This is a genomic window from Bradyrhizobium nivariense (assembly GCF_029846695.2).
Taxonomy (GTDB): Bacteria; Pseudomonadota; Alphaproteobacteria; order Rhizobiales; family Xanthobacteraceae; genus Bradyrhizobium.
Genome location: NZ_JARWCR020000023.1, coordinates 36,021 through 56,081, shown reverse-complemented (window position 1 = coordinate 56,081; position 20,061 = coordinate 36,021). Strand labels below are relative to the sequence as shown.

The 20,061-nt window shown below is 64.8% G+C and carries 15 protein-coding genes and 4 pseudogenes; 6 read left to right on the top strand and 13 right to left on the bottom strand.

Annotation, left to right across the window (positions count from 1 at the left end; translation table 11 throughout):
- Positions 1 to 259 precede the first annotated feature (259 nt).
- The 6 genes from adh to QCM77_RS20365 form a co-directional block, all read right to left on the bottom strand.
- Positions 260 to 1,777, bottom strand: a complete 1,518-nt coding sequence (gene adh / locus QCM77_RS20390; protein WP_279663851.1) for an aldehyde dehydrogenase — start codon at positions 1,775 to 1,777, stop codon at positions 260 to 262.
- 290 nt (positions 1,778 to 2,067) lie between these two features.
- On the bottom strand, positions 2,068 to 3,030 hold the full coding sequence (locus tag QCM77_RS20385) for a helix-turn-helix domain-containing protein (RefSeq protein ID WP_279663852.1): 963 nt from the start codon (positions 3,028 to 3,030) through the stop codon (positions 2,068 to 2,070).
- Between the two features lie 212 nt (positions 3,031 to 3,242).
- On the bottom strand, positions 3,243 to 3,560 hold the full coding sequence (locus QCM77_RS20380; protein ID WP_247349469.1) for an FtsB family cell division protein: 318 nt from the start codon (positions 3,558 to 3,560) through the stop codon (positions 3,243 to 3,245).
- 181 nt (positions 3,561 to 3,741) lie between these two features.
- A complete protein-coding gene (locus QCM77_RS20375; RefSeq protein ID WP_279663853.1) occupies positions 3,742 to 4,293 on the bottom strand; it encodes an NADPH-dependent FMN reductase in 552 nt (183 codons plus the stop codon).
- Between the two features lie 176 nt (positions 4,294 to 4,469).
- A complete protein-coding gene (locus QCM77_RS20370; RefSeq protein ID WP_279663854.1) occupies positions 4,470 to 5,468 on the bottom strand; it encodes an MBL fold metallo-hydrolase in 999 nt (332 codons plus the stop codon).
- A gap of 120 nt (positions 5,469 to 5,588) precedes the next feature.
- The gene (locus QCM77_RS20365; RefSeq protein ID WP_279663915.1) at positions 5,589 to 6,272 is read right to left on the bottom strand and encodes a helix-turn-helix transcriptional regulator; all 684 of its coding nucleotides are present in this window, start codon (positions 6,270 to 6,272) and stop codon (positions 5,589 to 5,591) included.
- On the opposite strand from QCM77_RS20365, the pseudogene QCM77_RS20360 reads away from it, so the two are divergent.
- Positions 6,222 to 6,530 (top strand): annotated as a pseudogene (locus QCM77_RS20360) (SDR family NAD(P)-dependent oxidoreductase); the annotation flags it as partial. The gene QCM77_RS20365 and the pseudogene QCM77_RS20360 sit on opposite strands and share 51 nt — an antisense overlap.
- Positions 6,531 to 6,598: 68 nt before the next feature.
- Here QCM77_RS20360 and QCM77_RS20355 read toward each other — a convergent pair.
- Positions 6,599 to 7,731, bottom strand: a pseudogene (locus tag QCM77_RS20355) (zinc-binding dehydrogenase).
- A 34-nt stretch (positions 7,732 to 7,765) separates the two neighbouring features.
- Positions 7,766 to 9,049, bottom strand: coding sequence for a phosphopyruvate hydratase (gene eno, locus QCM77_RS20350; RefSeq protein ID WP_211387143.1), 1,284 nt, complete (start codon positions 9,047 to 9,049; stop codon positions 7,766 to 7,768).
- Between the two features lie 174 nt (positions 9,050 to 9,223).
- On the opposite strand from eno, the gene QCM77_RS20345 reads away from it, so the two are divergent.
- Entirely contained in the window at positions 9,224 to 10,201 is a 978-nt protein-coding gene (locus QCM77_RS20345; protein WP_279663856.1) for a Vgb family protein, read from the top strand.
- Positions 10,202 to 10,252: 51 nt separating this feature from the next.
- Positions 10,253 to 10,705, top strand: a complete 453-nt coding sequence (queF, locus tag QCM77_RS20340) for a preQ(1) synthase (protein WP_279663857.1) — start codon at positions 10,253 to 10,255, stop codon at positions 10,703 to 10,705.
- Between the two features lie 141 nt (positions 10,706 to 10,846).
- Here queF and glsA read toward each other — a convergent pair whose 3' ends face one another.
- The 4 genes and pseudogenes from glsA to QCM77_RS20320 form a co-directional block, all read right to left on the bottom strand.
- Positions 10,847 to 12,721 (bottom strand): glutaminase A, encoded by a 1,875-nt coding sequence (gene glsA / locus QCM77_RS20335; RefSeq protein WP_279663858.1) that lies wholly within the window; start codon positions 12,719 to 12,721, stop codon positions 10,847 to 10,849.
- A 144-nt stretch (positions 12,722 to 12,865) separates the two neighbouring features.
- A pseudogene (locus tag QCM77_RS20330) lies at positions 12,866 to 14,075 on the bottom strand (MFS transporter).
- On the bottom strand, positions 14,075 to 14,938 hold the full coding sequence (kdsA, locus tag QCM77_RS20325; protein WP_279663860.1) for a 3-deoxy-8-phosphooctulonate synthase: 864 nt from the start codon (positions 14,936 to 14,938) through the stop codon (positions 14,075 to 14,077). Before kdsA ends, QCM77_RS20330 begins: the two are co-directional and overlap by 1 nt.
- Before the next feature lie 125 nt (positions 14,939 to 15,063).
- Positions 15,064 to 15,390: an NIPSNAP family protein gene (locus tag QCM77_RS20320; RefSeq protein ID WP_279663861.1), complete on the bottom strand. Its 327-nt coding sequence runs from the start codon at positions 15,388 to 15,390 to the stop codon at positions 15,064 to 15,066.
- A 197-nt stretch (positions 15,391 to 15,587) separates the two neighbouring features.
- Here QCM77_RS20320 and QCM77_RS20315 point away from each other — a divergent pair, with 197 nt between their 5' ends.
- From QCM77_RS20315 to QCM77_RS20305, 3 genes and pseudogenes are all read left to right on the top strand, one after another.
- Positions 15,588 to 16,262 carry a response regulator transcription factor gene (locus QCM77_RS20315; protein ID WP_279663862.1) on the top strand — a complete coding sequence of 225 codons (675 nt, stop codon included), beginning with the start codon at positions 15,588 to 15,590 and terminating at the stop codon, positions 16,260 to 16,262.
- Entirely contained in the window at positions 16,259 to 17,635 is a 1,377-nt protein-coding gene (locus tag QCM77_RS20310) for a sensor histidine kinase (RefSeq protein WP_279663863.1), read from the top strand. The genes QCM77_RS20315 and QCM77_RS20310 overlap by 4 nt, the downstream gene beginning before the upstream one ends.
- A gap of 103 nt (positions 17,636 to 17,738) precedes the next feature.
- A pseudogene (locus QCM77_RS20305) lies at positions 17,739 to 18,400 on the top strand (class I SAM-dependent methyltransferase).
- Positions 18,401 to 18,405: 5 nt separating this feature from the next.
- Here the strand turns inward: QCM77_RS20305 and pyrG are convergent.
- The gene (gene pyrG / locus QCM77_RS20300) at positions 18,406 to 20,037 is read right to left on the bottom strand and encodes a CTP synthase (RefSeq protein ID WP_279663866.1); all 1,632 of its coding nucleotides are present in this window, start codon (positions 20,035 to 20,037) and stop codon (positions 18,406 to 18,408) included.
- Between the last annotated feature and the right edge of the window lie 24 nt (positions 20,038 to 20,061).

Sequence of the window (20,061 nt, the reverse complement as noted above, 5' to 3'; positions counted from 1 at the left end):
CGGGTCAGAGAAAACTTCAGCCCTCTCTAACCCAACTCAAACGCCCTTGGAAAGCACCGCGGCGGCATGGCACGACTTTCATTATGCCGCACTGCAACGTGATCGTAATATTGCAAAATCTTTGACGCGGATCGGGCAACAAATCGATGCACGGCGGCCGCCCGGCGATTCGTGGCCGCGTCAAGCAACGTCGACCCAACGCGGTCCCGACATTTGGAACGGGCGGCGCAGAACAGCGCCGCCCTCTCCGCCTGCCCGATCAGAAGAAGCCGAGCTTCTTCGGGCTGTAGCTGACCAGCAGGTTCTTGGTCTGCTGGTAATGGTCGAGCATCATCTTGTGGGTCTCGCGCCCGACGCCCGACTGCTTATAGCCGCCGAAGGCCGCATGTGCGGGATAGGCATGGTAGCAGTTGGTCCAGACCCGGCCGGCCTGGATCGCCCGGCCGAAGCGGTAGCAGCGGTTGGCATCGCGGCTCCAGACGCCGGCTCCCAAGCCATAGAGCGTGTCGTTGGCGATCTCGAGCGCTTCGTCGTCGCTCTTGAAGGTCGTGACCGAAACGACGGGGCCAAAGATCTCCTCCTGGAAGATGCGCATCTTGTTGTGGCCCTCGAACACGGTCGGCTGGACGTAGAAGCCGCCGGCGAGATCGCCGCCGAGCTCGGCGCGTCCGCCGCCGGCCAGCACCTTCGCGCCCTCCTGCTTGCCGATGTCGATGTAGGAGAGAATTTTTGCGAGCTGCTCGCCCGATGCCTGCGCGCCGATCATGGTGTCGGCCGCGCGCGGGTCGCCCTGCTTGATCGCGGCGACGCGCTTCAGCGCCCGCTCCATGAAGCGGTCATAGATGTCGGCGTGGACCAACGCCCGGCTCGGACAGGTGCAGACCTCGCCCTGGTTCAGCGCGAACATGACGAAACCTTCGATCGCCTTGTCGAAGAAGTCGTCGTCTTCGGCGGTCACGTCGCTGAAGAAGATGTTCGGCGACTTGCCGCCGAGCTCGAGCGTGACGGGAATGAGGTTCTGGCTGGCATATTGCATGATCAGCCGGCCCGTCGTGGTCTCGCCGGTGAAGGCGATCTTGGCGATGCGCGGGCTGGACGCGAGCGGCTTGCCGGCTTCCAGGCCAAAGCCGTTGACGATGTTGAGGACACCGGGCGGCAGGAGATCGCCGATGATCTCGGCCCAGACCATGATCGAGGCCGGGGTCTGCTCGGCCGGCTTGAGCACGACGCAATTGCCGGCGGCGAGCGCAGGGGCGAGCTTCCAGCAGGCCATCAGCAGCGGGAAGTTCCAGGGGATGATCTGGCCGACAACGCCGAGCGGCTCGTGGAAATGATAGGCGATGGTGTCGTGGTCGATCTCGCCGATCGAGCCTTCCTGGGCGCGGACGACACCGGCGAAATAGCGGAAGTGGTCGATTGCGAGCGGGATGTCGGCGGCGCGGATCTCGCGGATCGGCTTGCCGTTGTCCCAGGTCTCGGCGATGGCGAGACGCTCGAGATTTTCTTCCATGCGGTCGGCGATCCGGTTCAGGATCGCGGCGCGCTCGGCGACGCTGGTGCGGCCCCAGGCGGCCTTGGCCGCATGCGCCGCGTCGAGGGCAGCCTCGACGTCCTGCGCGTCGGAGCGCGCGATCTTGCAGACGATCTGGCCGTTCACCGGCGAGGCGTTGTCGAAATACTTGCCGGAGATCGGCGCGACGAATTTGCCGCCGATGAAATTGTCATAGCGTTCGGCGAAGGGAACTTTGGTGACGCTGAGGAATTCCACCTTGTTCATTGATCACTCCCGATGTTTGCTGTTTGCGCAATTCGTCGCGTGGTCGCGACTTGGGCCGACGATGTCGCGGGAGGCGTTCTCTGTCAGCCCGTGCGGGAGCGATGACGGAGCCGACCTGTCGCAGTTCTGCGACAGGTGATGAGGCGGCACGTCCTGCTACCGCACATACTGACCTCAGCCTGAGAGCGGGCTCTTGCGCGCGTCTCGAAGGATGGCGGGGGTGACAGTCAGGCCTCTTATGGTTCGAGACGACCGCTTCGCGGTCTCCTCACCATGAGGTCACGAGCAGCTCAATGCGCGTTCAGCTCGAACCGCTTGAGCTTTCTGTGCAGCGTGGCGCGGCTGACGCCGAGGGCCTTGGCGGCCGCCGAGACATTGCCGCCCGCGCGCAAGAGCGCCCGCTGCAACACCGCGCGCTGACCGCCGGCAAGATGGTCGCGCGCGGTATCGCCGCCGAGGAGATCGGCGGCAGGCATCGGCTGCAACGCCCGGCCGGGCGCGATTCCAAGTGCCACTCGGGCGGACCGGGTCGCGCCGATCACGAGATCGTCCGCATCGACCGCAACGAGGCCGCCGCACTGGCCGTCCGCACCTTGCCTCAGCACGATACGGGCATGGGCGAAGGCCCTGCGAAACAGATCGGCCTCGATACGCTTGGCCGCCTCACCCGCCGCGAGCGCGATGAGACTGGAAAACGCGTCGGTGCGGTCGGCGCGGCAGGACGAGACGTCGAGCACGCCCGCGAGCGCGGCCTCATGGTCGTAGATCGGAACGGCCGTGCAACTCAGAAGCGTGTTGCGGGTGAAAAAATGCTGGTCGCGGTCGATTGTGAGCGGACGCTGCTCGACGAGGCAGGTGCCGATGCCGTTGGTGCCCTCGTGCTCCTCGCTCCAGAGCGCTCCGGTCCAGAGCCCCCAGGACTGAAACGTCGCGTCGTCCGCCGGGGTGCCGCGGCGATCGACCGGCACGCCCTCGCCGTCGGCGAGCAGCACGCAGCAGCCGCTCGCGCCGACCGCCTGGTAGAGCCGGTCCATCGCGCCTCGCGCAGCGGACAGCAGCGGCGCGACGCGCTCGCACGCGTGGTGCAGCTCGGCTTCGCTCAGCCGGGTCGGCGAGCTACGGCCGGCGGGATCGAGACAATGCAATCTGGACGAACGGCGCCACGAGGCCACCAGCGCGGAGCGTGCCGCCTGGCCTGACGCGATGGCGGCCTCGACGCGGGCCGCGTGATGCCGGGGGGCTTGCCCATTCATCACTGTTTCCTCCGGGTGGCAAGCTAGACCGTGCCGGCACGGCCCGGTTGATCTGCGTCAACCCTGGCCAATGCGATGGAAGCCATGAACCCGCTGCGGCGCTGCCGTCAAGGCCGCAGTCCGGTTCCAGGCCTCGACTTCCAGGCCTTCGACTTTCGGGAGAGTTGAGACTTGCGGTTTTCGGCAGCGGCTTTCGACGCCGGTCTGAAGCGCTAGTTCGCCGGGATCATCCGGACGAGATCGCGCGGATTGACGTAGTCGAGCTGGAAGCGCGCCCGCTCGTCCAGCATGTCGGGGTCGATCTTCGCGGAGCGCAGCAGCGAAACGCGCTGCTCGCTCCTGGCGCGCTCGCGCTTGAGCTGCGCCAGCTCGCTGGTCAGCGCCACGATCTCCTGGTCGAGCTCCTGGCGGGCGTTGAGGCCGTATTTGCCGGTATAGGCGTTGACGCCGAAATAGCCGACGATGGCGGCCGCCATCGCATAGAGGGCAAGACCGGTCAGGATCGATTTGAGGCGCGCGCGGGAGACCATCAGGAGAAGATGGGACAGGTTGGTTAAGGGCGTGCTAATTGCCCCTCCCCGCTTCGCGTTCCATGCCTGAATCAGCCGTCATGCCCGGCCTTGTGCCGGGCATCCACGTTCTTCGTCAGTTCGGGAAAGACGTGGATGGCCGGGACAAGCCCGGCCATGACGGAGACTTGGGAATAGCCCCTCAGCCGTGATGCTTCGCCACGTGCGCCGCAAACGCGTCGAGATAGGCCTGGAGCACGGGCTTCAGCGAGTCCTTGGCCAAATTGCCGTCGGCATCGAAGGCGTCGCCGACTGCGTTCAAATAGGCTTCCGGCTGCTGCATGATCGGGCCGGAAATACCCGGCAGGATGTTCTGGAGCGTCTTGGCGGCGCTGACGCCGCCGAGCGGGCCCGGCGAGTTCGAGATGATGCCGACCGGCTTACCGTTGAATGAGCTCTTGCCATAGGGCCGCGAGGCGACGTCGATGGCGTTCTTCAGCACGCCCGGGATCGCGCGATTGTATTCAGGCGTGATGAAGATAACGCCGTCCGACTTCTGGATCTTTTCGCGGAAAGACAACCAGTCGGCCGGCGGCGCGCCCTCGAGGTCCTGGTTGAAGAACGAGATGCCGGCCGGCGTGACGACCTCAAGCTTGAGCGAGGCCGGCGCGAGCTTGGCGAGCGCATTGGCGATCTTCAGCGAAAAGCTGTCCTTGCGCAGGCTGCCGGCGATCGTGACGATATTGTAGGCCATGGGGTGTCCTCGAAATCTTCAGCGGGAGTGCCGGGGCGGCACTTAAACGATCCCCAGCGATGGATGCAAGTGCATGGACCGGTGCGATTTGGAAACACTGAGTTTCTGAACGGTTGCCCAAAACAATCAGGCCGCCAAGCGGCGGCCCGATCTCTTGTGCAAACGTCTCACCCCGATCAGATCGTCGGATTCCACGCCGACGGGATCAGGCGATATTTGGCGCCGTCCTTCTCGACATGGCCGATCGAGGGGAACGTGAAGTGGAAGCCGATCACGGTCGCCTTCTCGGCCGCCGCCATGTCGTAGAATTTGTGGCGGGTCGCTTGTGCCATCGGGCCATCCGTGTCGAACGCGACATGCCAGTCCGGATTGCGCAGGAAGAATTCAGGGATGTTGGTGACATCCGACTGGATCAGCACCTTGGCATCGCCGGACGCAATCGCGAACGAGGTGTGACCCGGCGTGTGGCCCGGCGTCGCGATCGAGGTGATGCCAGGCGCGACCTCCTTGCCTCCCTCGTACTTCGTCACCTTGGATTCGAGGCCGGCAAAGGTCTTCTTCACGTTGGCGAAGTAGTTCTTCATCATCGGGTTGGACTCGGCCTTGGCGGCGTTTTCCTCGCTGGTCCAGAACTCCCAGTCCTTGCCCGGCACCATGATCTCCGCATTGGGGAAGGCAAGCGCGCCGTCGGCGAGACGAATGCCGTTGGTGTGGTCGGGATGCAGATGCGAGAGCAGCACGACGTCGATGCTCTTGGGGTCGACGCCGGCGGCCTGGAGGTTCTGCAGCGTGCGACCGACCGCGCCCTTGCTCGGCTCGAGATTGGCAACGCCGTTGCCGGTATCGATCAGCACGAGCTTGGAGCCGGTGTTGATGAGCTGCGGATTGAACGGCACCGTGACCATGCCCTTCGGCATGTAGGCCGCCTCGCCCGCAGCCAGAGCTTCCTCCTTCGGCGCGTTGACGACGAACTTGTCCGGCATCGGGAAAGTGCGCGCGCCGTCGTTGATCGAGGTGCACTCGTAGCTGCCGACCTTATAGCGGTAGAAGCCCGGCGCCTGCGTGCCGGCTTGCGGCACTGCGGCATTGGCGGCGGTCGGTCCAAGCCTGGTCACGGCAGCCGCACTGAGGGCGGCGACGCCCGCGAGCAAATGGCGGCGATTGAGATCGGTCATGGAGAGGTCCCCTTCTGAGCGCGCCTTGCGGTTTTTCCGCTTTCAATGGCGGCGGAATAATCTCCCGCTTCGCTCAGAAGGCAAGACCTTCTTTCGGTGACGTGCCCTCGCACATCACGATTATTTATTTGGGTTGATGGGGAATTTTTCGCCGTTGGCCTGTCCGCCCCAATATCGCTTCGGTGCTTGGCCGTAGATTCGTTTGAAGGCATGTCCGAAGGCGCTCTCCGACGAATATCCCAGCTGCGCGGCGGTTGCCGAAACGGTCGCTCCGCGTCGCAGCTGATCGCGTGCAAGCCGCATACGCCACCGAAGGAGGTAGTCGAGCGGCGCGAGCCCCACCAGCGACTTGAACCGCTTCGAAAACGCAGATCGTGACATGGCGATCGCGTCGGCTAATGCTTCCAGGGTCCAGGGGTGAGCGACGTCTTCGTGCATCAGCCTGATTGCCTTGCCGATCCTGGCATCGACCAGCGCGTTGATCCATCCAAAACCCTCGCCGGCACTCTGATCCAGCGCTGCGCGGAGCACCTGGACGAGCAGGACGTCGGCGAGCCTGTCGGTGAGTACGGCCGCTCCGATTCCTGTCCCCCTGATTTCAAGGTCGAGAATCTGGAGCGTGGAATGAATGACGGGTGCCGACGGACTGCGCGATGGTATGAGCAGAAAGCGAGGCAGCGCATCGAGCAGCAATTCGGCGTCTGACGCTTCGAAACCGAAACTGCCGGCAAGTAGAACGGTATCGCTCCCCGCGCCGGCATCAAGATCGTTCCGACAATGGCCGTCTACGCTGGATCGAAGAATGCCGTCAGAGCGATTTCCGAAGGACTTCGTCAGGAGGCTGGCCCGTCGCTTCGGGTGACGACCATCTCTCCCGGTTATGTCGATACCGAGCTTCCATCCTCCATGACGGATTCCGCGCTACGGGAGCAGGGGCAGGCGAGCATGAAGGCACTGGCCATTCCGGCGAGCGCTATCGCAGAAGCCATCGCTTTCGCGATAGCTCAACCAGATAGCGTGGATGTCGGCGAGATCGTCGTTCGCCCGACTGCTCAGGCATGAACATGTCGATCAAGCGAGGTTGGGCCGGCGCGGCCGGTCCTTCCCCCCAGGTCACGCGCCGTCGCAAATCACGAAGATTTATTCGGATTGATGAGGAATTTTTCGCCGGTGGCGCGTTTGGCGTAGACTGCGATGTTGGCGGGATCGAGCGCCTCGGAAAGCGACACCACCTTGGTGTAATGGCTGGCGAAGGTGGTCTTCAATTCGTCGACGACGCGCTGGCGCAGCCTGGCCCCGTCCGCCTGCCCGATCTTCATCAGGAACGGAAACAGCAGCCAGCCGCCGACGCCCCAGGCCATGCCGAAGCCGCGCGGCAGCTCGATCGGGCGGACATCGAGCCCGCCGTAAACATAGACCTGCTTGTGCACGTTGGAGCCGTACCGGCTGTGGCCGTCTTGTTGATTGCGGCTTCCATGCAATTAAGGATGTCGCCGGCGAGCTTGCCGCCGCCGATGGCGTCGAAGGCGATGGTGGCGCCGGTTTCGACCAGCGCGTTGGTGAGATCGCCGAGGAAGCTCGGCGCGGTGGAATCGACGACGTATTTGGCGCCGATCTTGTGCAGGATGTCGGCCTGCTCCTTGCTGCGCACGATGTTGACCAGCGGGATGCCGTCCTTGATGCAGATCTTGTTCAGCATCTGCCCGAGATTGGAGGCCGCCGCGGTGTGCACCAGCGCCTTGTGACCCTCGCGCCGCATGGTCTCGGTCATACCGAGCGCGGTGAGCGGATTGACGAAGCAGGACGCGCCTTCCGCCGGCGTGGTGCCTTCAGGCAGCGGCAGGCATTCGCGCACTTTCAGCGTGCGATACTGCGTATACATCGCGCCGCCGATCATGGCGACGGTCTTGCCCATCAGTGCCTTCGCGGCATCCGACGAGCCGGTCCTGATCACGACGCCCGCGCCCTCGTTACCGACCGGCATGGACTCGTCGAGCCGGCCTGCCATCGCCCGCATCGCGCCTTCCGGCACCTTCGCGGTGATGACGCGAGCGCCCTTGTCGCCCGAAGCCTTTGCCGTGCTCATATCGGCCGCGCCGATCAGGAGCCCGAGGTCGGACGGATTGATCGGCGCCGCCTCGACGCGGACGACGACCTCGTCCGCGGCGGGTTCGGGGGTCGGCACGTCCAGAAGCGAGATCTCGAGCTCTCCGCTCTTCTTGATCAGCGAACGCAGTTGCAGTCCGGTCTTGCCGTCGGTCATGTCGATCCTCCCCTGTTCTTGTCTAAGCGCCGGCTTATGCCAGCGCCTTCAGTGCCGCCTTGCCGCCGTAGAGCGCCTGCTTGCCGAGCTGCTGCTCGATGCGCAGGAGCTGGTTGTATTTGGCGGTGCGATCGGAACGCGCAAGGGAGCCGGTCTTGATCTGACCGCAATTGGTGGCAACCGCGAGGTCGGCGATGGTGGAATCTTCGGTCTCGCCGGAGCGGTGCGACATCACCGAGGTGTAGCCGGCCTTGTGCGCCATCTCGACGGCGGCGAGAGTCTCGGTCAGCGTTCCGATCTGGTTGACCTTGATCAGGATCGAGTTGGCCCTGCCGGCCTTGATGCCCTCGGCGAGGCGCTTGACGTTGGTGACGAAGAGATCGTCGCCCACGAGCTGGCACTTCTTGCCGACGAGGTCGGTCAGCTCCTTCCAGCCGTCCATGTCATCTTCCGACATGCCGTCCTCGATGGTCACGATCGGATAGCGCGAGACGAGGTCAGCAAGGTACTTGGCCTGCTCGGAGATCGAGCGGGTCTTGCCCTCGCCCTCATAGACGTATTTGCCGTCCTTGAAGAACTCGGTCGAGGCGCAGTCGAGGCCGATGACGATGTCGGAGCCCGCCTTGTAGCCGGCCTTGCCGATCGCGTTCATGACGAATTCGAGCGCGGCGTCCGCCGACGGCAGGTTCGGGGCAAAGCCGCCCTCGTCGCCGACATTGGTGTTGTGGCCGGCCTTCTTCAATTCGGACTTCAAGGTGTGGAAGACCTCGGCGCCGTAGCGCAGGCCCTCGGCGAAGGAGGACGCGCCCACGGGGAGGATCATGAACTCCTGGAAGTCGATCGGGTTGTCGGCGTGCACGCCGCCATTGATGATGTTCATCATCGGCACCGGCAGCAGCCGCGCCGAGGTACCGCCGACGTAACGGTAGAGCGGCATGTCGAGCGAGTTCGCGGCCGCCTTGGCGCAGGCGAGCGAGACGCCGAGGATGGCGTTGGCCCCTAACCGGCTTTTGTTCGGCGTGCCGTCGAGGTCGATCATGATCTGGTCGAGCTGGGCCTGCTGCTCGACATCGAGGCCGCTCAGGGCCTCGAAGATCTCGCCGTTGACGGCGCCGACCGCCTTGGTGACGCCCTTGCCGAGATAGCGGGCCTTGTCCCCGTCGCGCAGTTCCACCGCCTCATGGGCGCCGGTGGAGGCGCCGGACGGCACGGCAGCACGGCCAAGCGCGCCATCTTCCAGCACGACGTCGACCTCGACGGTGGGATTGCCACGGCTATCGAGAATTTCGCGGCCGATGATGTCGATGATGGCGGTCATGATGTGCACTTCCGTTCGTTAGGGCTGATCGGTGCCGCGGGTCTTACACGGAGCGCAAGCAAATGTGAACGCTTGGACGGCGTGCTTCGACTGACGCGTGAAGCCTCCAGGACTAAGCTTAAGGGCATCTGGTCCGCGCGCAAAACCTCAATCTGAAACAGTCGGGGTAACGCCATGAATCGCCGCCAGTTTCTTGCCTCGAGCGCCGCCCTCCTCGCGGCCCGCCCAAGTTTTGCGCAGGAAGGGCCGTTCCGGACAAAATACTTCCCGATCAGCTCCGGCATCGGTCTGCACGACCTTGCCCCCGCCCCTAATGGCACGGTCTGGTTTACGGCCCAGGGCAAGGGCATGCTCGGCAGGCTCGATCCGAAGGATGGCAGCTATAAGACGGTCAGCCTCGGCCAGGGCGCCGCCCCGCACGGCGTGACCATTGGCCCCGACGGCGCGCCATGGATCACCGAGGGCGGCCAGAATGCGATCGCCCGCGTCGATCCTTCCGACCTCAAGGTCACGCTGTTCCGCCTGCCCGAAAAGTTCGCCGACGCCAATCTCAACACCGGCGTGTTCGACAAGGAAGGCACCTACTGGTTCACCGGCCAGTCCGGCTATTACGGCCGGCTCAAGCCGAACTCGGGCGGGATGGACGTGTTCAGGGCGCCCAAGGGCGTCGGCCCCTACGGCATCGCCGTCACGCCCAAGGGCGACGTCTGGTATGCCTCGCTTGCCGGCAGCTATATTGCCAAGATCGATCTGGCGACGGGCAGCGCCAGTGTGGTCGAGCCGCCAACGCCGAGCCAGGGTTCGCGACGGGTCTGGTCGGATTCGAAAGGCCGGATCTGGGTCAGCGAGTGGAACAGCGGCCACGTCTCGGTGCACGATCCCGTGGGAGCCTCCTGGAAGACCTGGAAGCTGCCCGGCGAACGTCCCCGCACCTACGCGGTCTATGTCGACGACAAGGACAAGGTCTGGCTGACCGATTTCTCCGCTAACGCCATCGTCCGCTTCGATCCCGCGACCGAAAAGTTCAACGTATTCGCCAGCGACAAAGCCAATGCCAATGTGCGCCAGCTCGACGGCAGGCCGGGCGAGCTCTGGGGCTGCGAGTCCGGCAACGACCGGATCGTCATGATCCAGACGGTCGCCGCCGGTTGACGACAGCGGCATTTGCGTCCATCCCGGCACGCGAAACAGGATGTGACGACAATGGCGAAGAAATCCCTTCAGCTCGGCCGCGCGGTCGAATGGCCGCACACGCCGGAAGAAGCGCAGCTCGACCGCGTGCCGAATCCGCAAACGGGCACGGACTATCTGGTGCGCTTCACCGTGCCGGAATTCACCTCGCTCTGCCCGGTCACGGGACAACCGGATTTCGCACATCTGATGATCGACTACGCACCGGCTGCGTGGCTGCTGGAGTCGAAGTCGCTCAAGCTCTACATCGCGAGCTTCCGCAATCACGGCGCCTTCCACGAGGACTGCACCGTAATGATCGGCAAGCGCATCGCGAGCGAGATCAAGCCGAAGTTCTTGCGCATCGGCGGCTATTGGTATCCGCGCGGCGGCATCCCGATCGACGTGTTCTGGCAGACCGGCCGCGCGCCGAAGGGCCTCTGGGTGCCCGAGCAAGGCGTCGCGCCGTATCGCGGGCGGGGCTGAACGTTTCTAAAGCGCGATGAGATGAGGATGAATCATCATCGCGCTTTAGGTTGTTGTTTGAGCATGATCTTTTCGGAAAACCGCTTCCCACTTTTCCGGATCATGCTCTAAATGTCCAGCAAGCGGTGCGGTTCCGGCTAACTAATAAGCGCTGAGCAGGTCGACCTTGGCGTTGGCTGCCACCAGCCGCCGCGCCAATATTGCGGCAAGGTTGCGCATGATCTTCAGCGAGGTCTCGGGATGCAGCCGGCGGTAGTCGGCAAAACTGTCGAGCGGCAGTTCGAGGCAGGTCACGAGCGTATCGGCGAAGACGTCGGCGCTGCGGCTTCTTTCGAGGATTGCCATCTCGCCGAACTCCATGCCGGGACCGAGCGAGGCCAGCCGCACGCCGCTTCGCAATTTGACGCTGACCATGCCGCTCTGGAGGAAGAACAGCGAATTGGCGGGCGCGCCGGCCGCGACGATGCGCTGGCCGGCAGTGTAGTGGCGCGTGGTCGAGAGCTTGACGATAGCGCCGATCTCGTCGGCGTCGAGCTCGGCCAGCAGCGCCTGTTCGCCGAGATGCGCGCTCTCCTTCACGTCGGTGAAGCCGCCGAAGCGATAGATCACCTGGTCCTCGGCCCATTCGATCGCATCGTCGAGCAGCGCGAAGCGCCGCAGCCTTCGCGGATCCGCCGTGCGCGCGGAAATCGCGACACACACCGCGGACGTCTCCTCGAAGCCTGATAGAACCGTGCTGATGCCGGCATTGCCGAGCGCCGTCAGCGCCTCACCCAGAAGCTCTGCGCCGGCTGCGGTGATGTCGGGGACGCGGCGGAAATCGATGATCAGGAGCGGCGCGTTCGGCGGCTCACTGGTGAGTCTTCGTGTGACGTAGTCGATGGTGCCGAAATTGAGCGCGCCGACGAGCTCAAGGATGCGGATATCGCTGTGGCGATCATCGAGAATCTGCTGCTCGTGCGGCTGGCGGCTGCGGCGCGACGAGATGCCGTAGATATCATAGTCGGCCATGACGCTGCTGCGAACGTCAGCGTTGCGGTTGAGCATGTGCAGGTCGAACCGCGCCGACAGCGCCTCGCAGACCTTGAGGCCGCGCACGCTGTTGAAATGATTGTCCAGGAGCGGCGAAAAGGTGCCGAGTCCCAATTGCGAAGGCAGCGCCGCGACGATGCCGCCGCCAACGCCGCTCTTGGCGGGGATGCCGACGCGATAGGTCCACTCGCCGGCATAGTCGTACATGCCCGAGCTCGTCATCACCGACAGCGTGCGCGCGACGATGTGCGGCGTGATCACCTGCACGCCGGTTACTGGATTGATGCCGCGATTGGCGAGCGTTGCCGCCATCACCGCCAGATCGCGCGCAGTGACCAGGATCGCGCATTGGCGGAAATACACGTCCAGCACGGCGTCGACGTCGTCCGGCAGCACCGCGTAATTCCGCAGCAGCCAGGCAATGGCCCGGTTGCGGTTGCCGGTTGCGGTTTCCGAGGCATGCACGGCCTCGTCGACGCCGAGCTCGCGGCCGGCGAATTGGCTGAGCTTTGAGCGGACGCGCTCGAAGGCGCCGTTCCCGTCCACCTCGTAGATCAGGCCCGAACAGGCAATCGCGCCGGCATTGACCATCGGGTTGAAAGGGCGGTTGTCGTTGGTGAGCCGGATCGAATTGAAGGCCTCACCGCTCGGCTCGACCCCGATCGTGGCCGCGACGCGCTCCTCGCCCACCGTCTCCAGCGCCAGCGCGAACACGAAGGCCTTCGAGACCGACTGGATCGTGAACGGCACCGCGCTGTCGCCGACCTCGTAGACGTGGCCGTCGATGGTGACGAGCGCGATGCCAAAATCATCGGGATTGGCACGCTTCAGCTCGGGAATGTAGTCGGCGAGTTCGCCCGAACTGTCGGCCCTGAACTCCTCGTAGCAATCGGTCAGGAAACGCCGCAGTGGTGGCCTGGTGGGGTATCCGGTCGATCGGGTCGCGCTTGCTGCGCTGGGCCAACGGATGGGCTGAGCGTCCACGGTCTCACACCTTGATTTGCTCAAAAGGGAAGCAATCCGCGTGCCATGCATACGACGGGCGGCTGTGGCACGGTGACGCCAGACCCAAGACACGCGCGGCGTTGATCCTGCTAAAACACGAAGAGCGGTAGCTTGATACGTCCGTCAGACCCGCGCGTCTCCCGGCGCCCGCTGCTTCAGCAGCCGGGCGCAGACGAATCCCAGCACCACCACGATCGCTGCGCTCGCGAACAGGGTCGGCATCTTGCCGCCATGCTGGAGGCCAAGGCCATAGGCGAGCGGCCCGACCGTCTGCCCCATGAAAAAGAAGAACGAATGCAGCGACAGCGCGGTGGCACGCGCCTCGACCGAGAGCTCGCTGGCAAACATCTGGAGGCAGCCATGGGCGATGTAGAAGCCCCATCCCATCACGATGAGATTGAGCGCCTGCACTTCCCAGCGTGGGCCGAAGGCGACGACAACGAGCTGCGAGGCCACCAGCGTCATGCCCGCGATCATCATTCCCTTCATGCCCAGCCATGGCAGCAGGCGCGACACCGTCAGCGTGTAGAACAAGCCGCCGACCGCAAAGCCCGCGATGACGAGACCGGCGATCGAGAGCGAGGTCTGCCCGAGCTCGAACAGGAACGAGGCGATGTAGGGAAACAGACCGAGCACGCAGCAGCCTTCAATGAACACCGCCGAATAGCAGACATAGGCGTTCGGGTTGGTGAAGATGGTGCGATAGCCGGCCTTCAGCGCCGACAGACTCGTCTTCGGCGGATGCTTGACCTTGGCGCCACGAAAACCGGCGGCGACTGCGATCGATGCAACGATCACAAGCACACCGAGCACCGCCAGCACGCCGCGCCAGCCGAGGAAATCGCCGATCAGGCCGGAGGCCGAGGCGCCGAGGAGATTGCCGGTCATCGCGCCGGCGAGCGTGCGGCTGATCGCGACCTGGCGTTTCTCCGGACCGACGAGATCGCTGGTCAGGCTGAGCGCCACCGGAAACACGCCGCCGGAGCCGATGCCGGCGAGGATGCGGGTCGCGAACAGAACCGAGAACGAGGTCGAAAGCGCGCCCAGAATGTTGGCAAGGCCGAGCAGCGCGAGGCAGCCGATCATCAGCCGCGTCTTGCCGAACAGATCGGCGGCGGCGCCGACAATCGGCTGGATGATCGAAAAGGTGAAGGCGAACACCGCGGCAAAGCCGGCAGCGGTCGCAATGCTGACGCCAAAAATCCTCGGCGACGTGCGGCAGCACCGGATCGAGCGCGCGCGCCGAGAGCGCTGCGGCGAAGCTTGCACCGGAGATGACGTAAAGCGCGGCCGGCAGGCCGTGATCGTGCGGCCGCGCCTCGCCTTGCTGCATCAGCGCGGGCCGGTTTTGACAGATTCTTTGGCGAGCGCGTCGAATGCCATCAGCTTTCGGATCAGCCCTTCGAACTCGCGCAGCGGCACCATGTTGGGTCCGTCGGACGGCGCGCTATCGGGGTCGGGATGGGTCTCGATGAAGACGCCGGCAACACCGACAGCGACGGCCGCGCGTGCGAGCACCGGCACGAATTCGCGCTCGCCTCCGGAAGACGTTCCCTTCCCGCCCGGCTGTTGCACCGAATGAGTCGCGTCGAAGATCACGGGCACGCCGGTGGTCCGCGCCAGGATCGGCAGCGCGCGCATATCAGAGACCAGTGTGTTGTAGCCGAAGGAGGCGCCGCGCTCGGTGACGAGCACGTTCGGATTGTTCGCGCTCGTGATCTTGGACACGACGTTCGCCATATCCCAGGGCGCGAGGAATTGCCCTTTCTTGACGTTGACGACCTTGCCGGTCGCGGCGGCGGCCAGCAGCAGATCGGTCTGCCGGCACAGGAAGGCGGGGATCTGCAGCACGTCCACCGCCTGCGCCACCTCGGCGCACTGCGCTGCGTCATGCACGTCGGTCAGGACCGGCAGGCCGAGCGACGATCGGATTTCGGCGAAAATCGGCAGCGACTGCGCAAGCCCAAGGCCCCGCGCAGCCGACGCGCTGGTGCGATTGGCCTTGTCGAACGACGTCTTGTAGACGAGGCCGATCTGCAGCCGCGCGGCGATCTCCTTCAGTGCGGAAGCCACCTCCAGCGCATGCTGGCGGCTTTCGAGCTGACACGGCCCGGCAATGATCGAGATCGGCAGATCATTGCCGAATTTGACCTTGCCAATGGTGATGACCGGCGCCGCTGACGTCGAAGAGCTCAAGGCAAATCCCTCGTTTCGGCGCGACCATAGCCGCGATGAAGGGCGGATCAACCCCATTCGGCCTGGGCTCCCAGAATATCAGGGTTGCGCCCAGGCTCCCGGCGACGTCCTCGCGCCGGCAGCCTCTACTTCACCGCCGAGAAGGCGGTCGGCGCCAGGATCTGGCTGACGATGTTGCCGACGATCTGGCCGTCGGCCTCGCTCTCGGCGCGCGCTTTCATCCAGTCCGGATCGGTCATGAAGCCGCCCCACTTCTTCTCGCGCTCGGCGAGCGACTCCCAGGCCAGGAAATAGGTCAGTTCCTGGTTGGATTCACCGATCAGCGTCGTGAAGAACCCGGCCTGCTTGATGCCGTGCTTTTCCCACAGCTTCAGCGTGGCGGTCTCGAACCGCTTGAGCAGTGCCGGCAGGCGGCCGGGCACGCAGCGATAAATGCGCATTTCGTAGATCATTCATGTTCCTCCCTGATCAAGTCCGGCGGTTATAACGGCTGGCACTGACAGTGTCTTGAGGCCCGCTCGGCCGCCCCCTGTGGCGTTCCGCGCATGGCTGAGCCCGCTCAAGGCCACCTCCTCGAGAGCCGGTTCCCGTAATGCTGCCGCAATGATACGGCCGCTAGATTGGCGCGATTGAGGTTGAGGTGCGGATCATGCGGATTTTGCTCGTCGAGGACGAGGCCGAAATGGCCGACGCGCTGGCGTCGGCGCTGAAGCGCTACGACATGGTGGTGGACCACGCCCCCACGCTCGCCGAGGCGGAAGAGGCCATTTCTGCCGACGTCCACGCCGCCGTCCTGCTCGATCGCCAGCTTCCCGATGGCGACGGTCTCAGCCTGATCCCGAAACTGAGGGCGCGCGCCGACGGCGTGCCGATCATCGTGTTGACGGCGCGCGGCGAACTCGCCGACCGGGTCGCCGGACTGGACTGCGGGGCGGATGATTATCTGGCAAAACCGTTCGCGGTGGAGGAATTGCTGGCGCGGCTGCGCGCCGTGCTGCGCCGGCCCGCCGGGATGCAGCCCGACATCATGCACGCCGGCCGCCTCGCCTTCGATTTCGGCCATCGCGAGGCAAGCATCGACGGGGCACCGCTCGAGCTGCCGCGGCGCGAGCTCCTCGTGCTGGAAGCCCTGGTCCGCCGCATGGGCCGGACCGTGCTGCGCTCTGCGCTGGAAGAAGCCGTCTACAGTTTCGACGACGAGATCCAGTCGAATGCGCTCGATACGCATGTGTCGCGGCTGCGCCGCAAACTCTCGGAAGCCGATGCGCGCGTGGAGATCCACGGCATTCGCGGCGTCGGCTATCTCTTGAAGAAGCTGCCATGAGCAAGCACGACGATCCCTATTGCCTGCGCTCGCGGCTGAGCTGGCGCCTGCTGTCGCTCCAGGCGGCGCTGCTCACGGCGCTCGTTGCCGTCGTCGTCGGGGCATTGTGCGCGTCGGGCTTCGTGATCGCCGAGCGTGACGAAGATCGCGTGATCGAAATCGTCCAGCACGCGCTCGCGCGCGATGCGCAAGGCGACCTGGCCCTGCGATCGACGACCGAGCTGAAGCAATTGCGCGGCGAGACCCCCGACCTCTGGTTCCTGGTCCGCGACAGGCAGGGACATTCGCTCAGCGAAGGCGCCGTGCCGGTCGAATTCGCCGCGATCGGCAGCGGCCTCGACCAGATCAGCCAGGCGCGGCTCGGCTGGCAACTGTTCGAGGACGATCCGCGCAAGTCCCCGGCGCGGTTGAAACGGGTCGACACCGACGCCGGCAATGTGCAGATCATCACGGCGACGCAAGGCAGACTCACCGGCGCCAAGGCGTTGTTCATGACATCGCTTGCACTCCTCGGCATCGCCCTGCCCGGCCTGCTCCTCATGGGAACGGCGACCTTCATCGCAACGCCGATGATCGTGCAGCGCGCCTTCAAGGGGCTAGACACCACGGCGGATCAGGCGCGGCGCATCGACATCCACCAACGCGGCGCGCGACTGTCGCTGGCCCGGATTCCGCTGGAGGTCGTGCCGCTGGTGACCGCGGTCAACGACGCGCTGGCGCGGCTCGACCAGGGCTATGCCCGCCACAAACGCTTCGTCGCCGATGCCGCACACGAGTTGCGCACGCCAATCGCGATCCTGAACACGCGGTTGGAGTCGCTTCCGCCAGGGCCGGACAAGACCCGGTTGCTGGAGGATTCCGCGCGGCTGGCAACGCTTGCCGAGCAACTGCTGGACATTCAGCGGCTCGACCGCTGCGGTCATCCCTTCTCGCGCGTCGACCTCGTCGCAATCGCGCAAAGCGCGGCCGCAGATCTCGCGCCGCTGGCAATTGCCGCCGGCTACGAGCTGGCGCTGGATGCCCCCGCCACGCCGATCGAAACGATCGGCGACGCGGCGGCGCTGGAGCGCGCGCTGACCAACCTCGTGCAGAATGCGATCCAGCACGGCCCTCGCCGCGGCACCATCGGCATTCGTGTCAGCAGGCCCGCGAGCATCGAAGTCTCGGACGAAGGCGCCGGCATTCCGGCCGACCAGCGCGAACAGATCTTCGAGCCGTTCTACCGGCTGACGCCGCTCGATCGCGGTGCCGGCCTCGGCCTCAACATGGTGCGCGAGATCGTGCTCCTGCATGGCGGCCACATCTCGGTCGCGGACGGAGCGATCGGCGGCACGTGCTTCAGGATGTCGCTGCCGCCGGTCCGGGAGAATTGACGCTATCGGCATGCCGCACGCAATGCTGTCGCAATGCGCGAGAGCGATTATTCGGCCGCCTCACTTCTGACCTGCGAGGCGCAACCAAGACGCCGGAGTGCGCATGCCCAACGATTTCCTCTCGTTCTTCCTGTCATGGATGTCAGCCCCGCGTCGCGTCGGCGCGATCGCGCCGTCGGGCGCGGCGCTCGCCGATCTCATCACCCGCGAGATCACCGCATCGACCGGCCCGGTTCTCGAACTCGGCCCCGGCACTGGCGCGTTCACCTACAAGCTGCTCAACCGCGGCGTGCGTCAGCAGGACCTCACGCTGATCGAGTACGGCTCCGACTTCATGAAGCTGCTGCAGCTGCGTTTTCCCAACGCGCGCGTTTTGTGGATGGATGCGGGGCGGCTGGCGACGGAGCGCCTCTATGACGGCGCGCCCGTCGGCGCGGTCGTGAGCGGTCTGCCGCTGCTCAACATGTCGACGCGCAAGGTCGTCTCGATCGTCGGCGGCGCGTTCAGCCATGTCCGCCCCGGCGGCGCCTTCTACCAGTTCACCTACGGCATGAGTTGCCCGATCCCGCGCCGGTGCTCGACCGGCTCGGCTTGCGCGCAAAGCTGGTGGATCGTGCCCTGCTGAACGTGCCGCCGGCCGCCGTCTACAAGCTGACGCGACGGCCGCAGATGAAGCTCGTCACGGCAACGCTTGCGCCTGATACGTCAATGCCGGTCGCGCCGGAGCCGATGCAACACGCGCGCGACTACACCGCCGCAAGCTGAGCCGATTACACCAACCGGCTCTGCACCATCGCCGCCCGAATGAACGACGCGAACAGCGGATGCGGTTCGAAGGGGCGCGACTTCAGCTCGGGGTGGAACTGGACGCCGATGAACCAGGGGTGATCCTCATACTCGACGATCTCCGGCAGCACGCCGTCGGGCGACAGGCCCGAGAATTTCAGCCCGTGCTGCTCGAGGCGGTCCTTGTAGGCGGTGTTGACCTCGTAGCGATGGCGGTGGCGCTCGGAAATCTCGGTCGCGCCACCATAGACCTGCGAGACGCGGCTGCCGCGACTGAGCGCCGCGGGATAGGCCCCTAACCGCATCGTGCCGCCGAGATCGCCGACCTTGGATCGCTTCTCGAGCTCGTTGCCGCGCAGCCACTCCGTCATCAGGCCGACCAGCGGCTCCTTGGTGGGGCCGAACTCGGTGGAGTTGGCGTCCTCGATGCCGACGAGGTTCCGCGCCGCCTCGATCACCGCCATCTGCATGCCGAAGCAGATGCCGAAATAGGGCACGTCGCGCTCACGCGCGAATTGCGCCGCGCGGATCTTGCCTTCGGCGCCGCGCTGGCCGAAGCCGCCGGGCACCAGAATGCCGTTGACGTGCTCGAGGAACGGCGCGGGATCTTCCTTCTCGAAGATCTCGCTCTCGATCCAGTCGAGATTGACCTTCACCTTGTTGGCGATACCGCCATGCGAGAGCGCCTCGATCAGCGACTTATACGCATCCTTCATGCCGGTATATTTGCCGACGATGGCGATGGTGACGTTGCCTTCGGGATTGCGGATGCGCTCGTTGATCTGCTGCCAGCTCCGAAGCTCCGGCGGAATCCGCGAGCCGATGCCGAAGGCAGCGAGCACTTCGTCGTCGAGGCCTGCGGCATGATAAGCCTGAGGGACAGCGTAGATGCTGTCGGCGTCGCGCGCCTCGATGACGGCGCTCTCGCGCACGTTACAGAACAGCCCGAGCTTGCGCCGCTCCTCCTTCGGGATCTCTCGGTCGGTACGGCAGAGCAGGATGTCCGGCTGGATGCCGATCGAGCGCAGCTCCTTGACGGAGTGCTGCGTCGGCTTCGTCTTCAACTCGCCGGCGCTCGGAATGTAAGGCAGCAGCGTCAGATGAATGTAGATGGCATGATCGCGCGGCAACTCGTTCTTGAGCTGGCGGATCGCCTCGAAGAACGGCAAGCCCTCGATGTCGCCGACGGTGCCGCCGATCTCGACCAGCACGAAGTCGTAATCGTCGTTGCCGTCGAGGACGAAGTCCTTGATAGCGTTGGTGACATGCGGAACCACCTGGATGGTCGCGCCGAGATAATCGCCGCGACGCTCCTTGGAGATGATGTCCTGGTAGATGCGCCCGGTCGTGATGTTGTCGGCCTTGGTCGCAGGCCGCCCGGTGAAGCGCTCATAGTGACCGAGATCGAGATCGGTCTCCGCGCCGTCATCGGTCACGAACACTTCGCCGTGCTGATACGGCGACATAGTTCCGGGATCGAGGTTGAGATAGGGGTCGAGCTTGCGGAGGCGGACCTTGTAGCCCCGGGCTTGCAACAGGGCACCGAGTGCCGCTGAAGCCAGACCTTTGCCGAGCGAAGAAACCACGCCGCCGGTGATGAATATGTACCGCGCCATGGGGCTTAACCTCTAATCCCTCGA

Bases quoted from the DNA above. Each gene is read 5' to 3' on its own strand.
- adh (WP_279663851.1), bottom strand. From the start codon at position 1,777: ATGAACAAGGTGGAATTCCTCAGCGTCACCAAAGTTCCCTTCGCCGAA.
- QCM77_RS20385 (WP_279663852.1), bottom strand. From the start codon at position 3,030: ATGAATGGGCAAGCCCCCCGGCATCACGCGGCCCGCGTCGAGGCCGCC.
- QCM77_RS20380 (WP_247349469.1), bottom strand. From the start codon at position 3,560: ATGGTCTCCCGCGCGCGCCTCAAATCGATCCTGACCGGTCTTGCCCTC.
- QCM77_RS20375 (WP_279663853.1), bottom strand. From the start codon at position 4,293: ATGGCCTACAATATCGTCACGATCGCCGGCAGCCTGCGCAAGGACAGC.
- QCM77_RS20370 (WP_279663854.1), bottom strand. From the start codon at position 5,468: ATGACCGATCTCAATCGCCGCCATTTGCTCGCGGGCGTCGCCGCCCTC.
- eno (WP_211387143.1), bottom strand. From the start codon at position 9,049: ATGACCGCCATCATCGACATCATCGGCCGCGAAATTCTCGATAGCCGT.
- QCM77_RS20345 (WP_279663856.1), top strand. From the start codon at position 9,224: ATGAATCGCCGCCAGTTTCTTGCCTCGAGCGCCGCCCTCCTCGCGGCC.
- queF (WP_279663857.1), top strand. From the start codon at position 10,253: ATGGCGAAGAAATCCCTTCAGCTCGGCCGCGCGGTCGAATGGCCGCAC.
- QCM77_RS20320 (WP_279663861.1), bottom strand. From the start codon at position 15,390: ATGATCTACGAAATGCGCATTTATCGCTGCGTGCCCGGCCGCCTGCCG.
- QCM77_RS20315 (WP_279663862.1), top strand. From the start codon at position 15,588: ATGCGGATTTTGCTCGTCGAGGACGAGGCCGAAATGGCCGACGCGCTG.
- QCM77_RS20310 (WP_279663863.1), top strand. From the start codon at position 16,259: ATGAGCAAGCACGACGATCCCTATTGCCTGCGCTCGCGGCTGAGCTGG.
- pyrG (WP_279663866.1), bottom strand. From the start codon at position 20,037: ATGGCGCGGTACATATTCATCACCGGCGGCGTGGTTTCTTCGCTCGGC.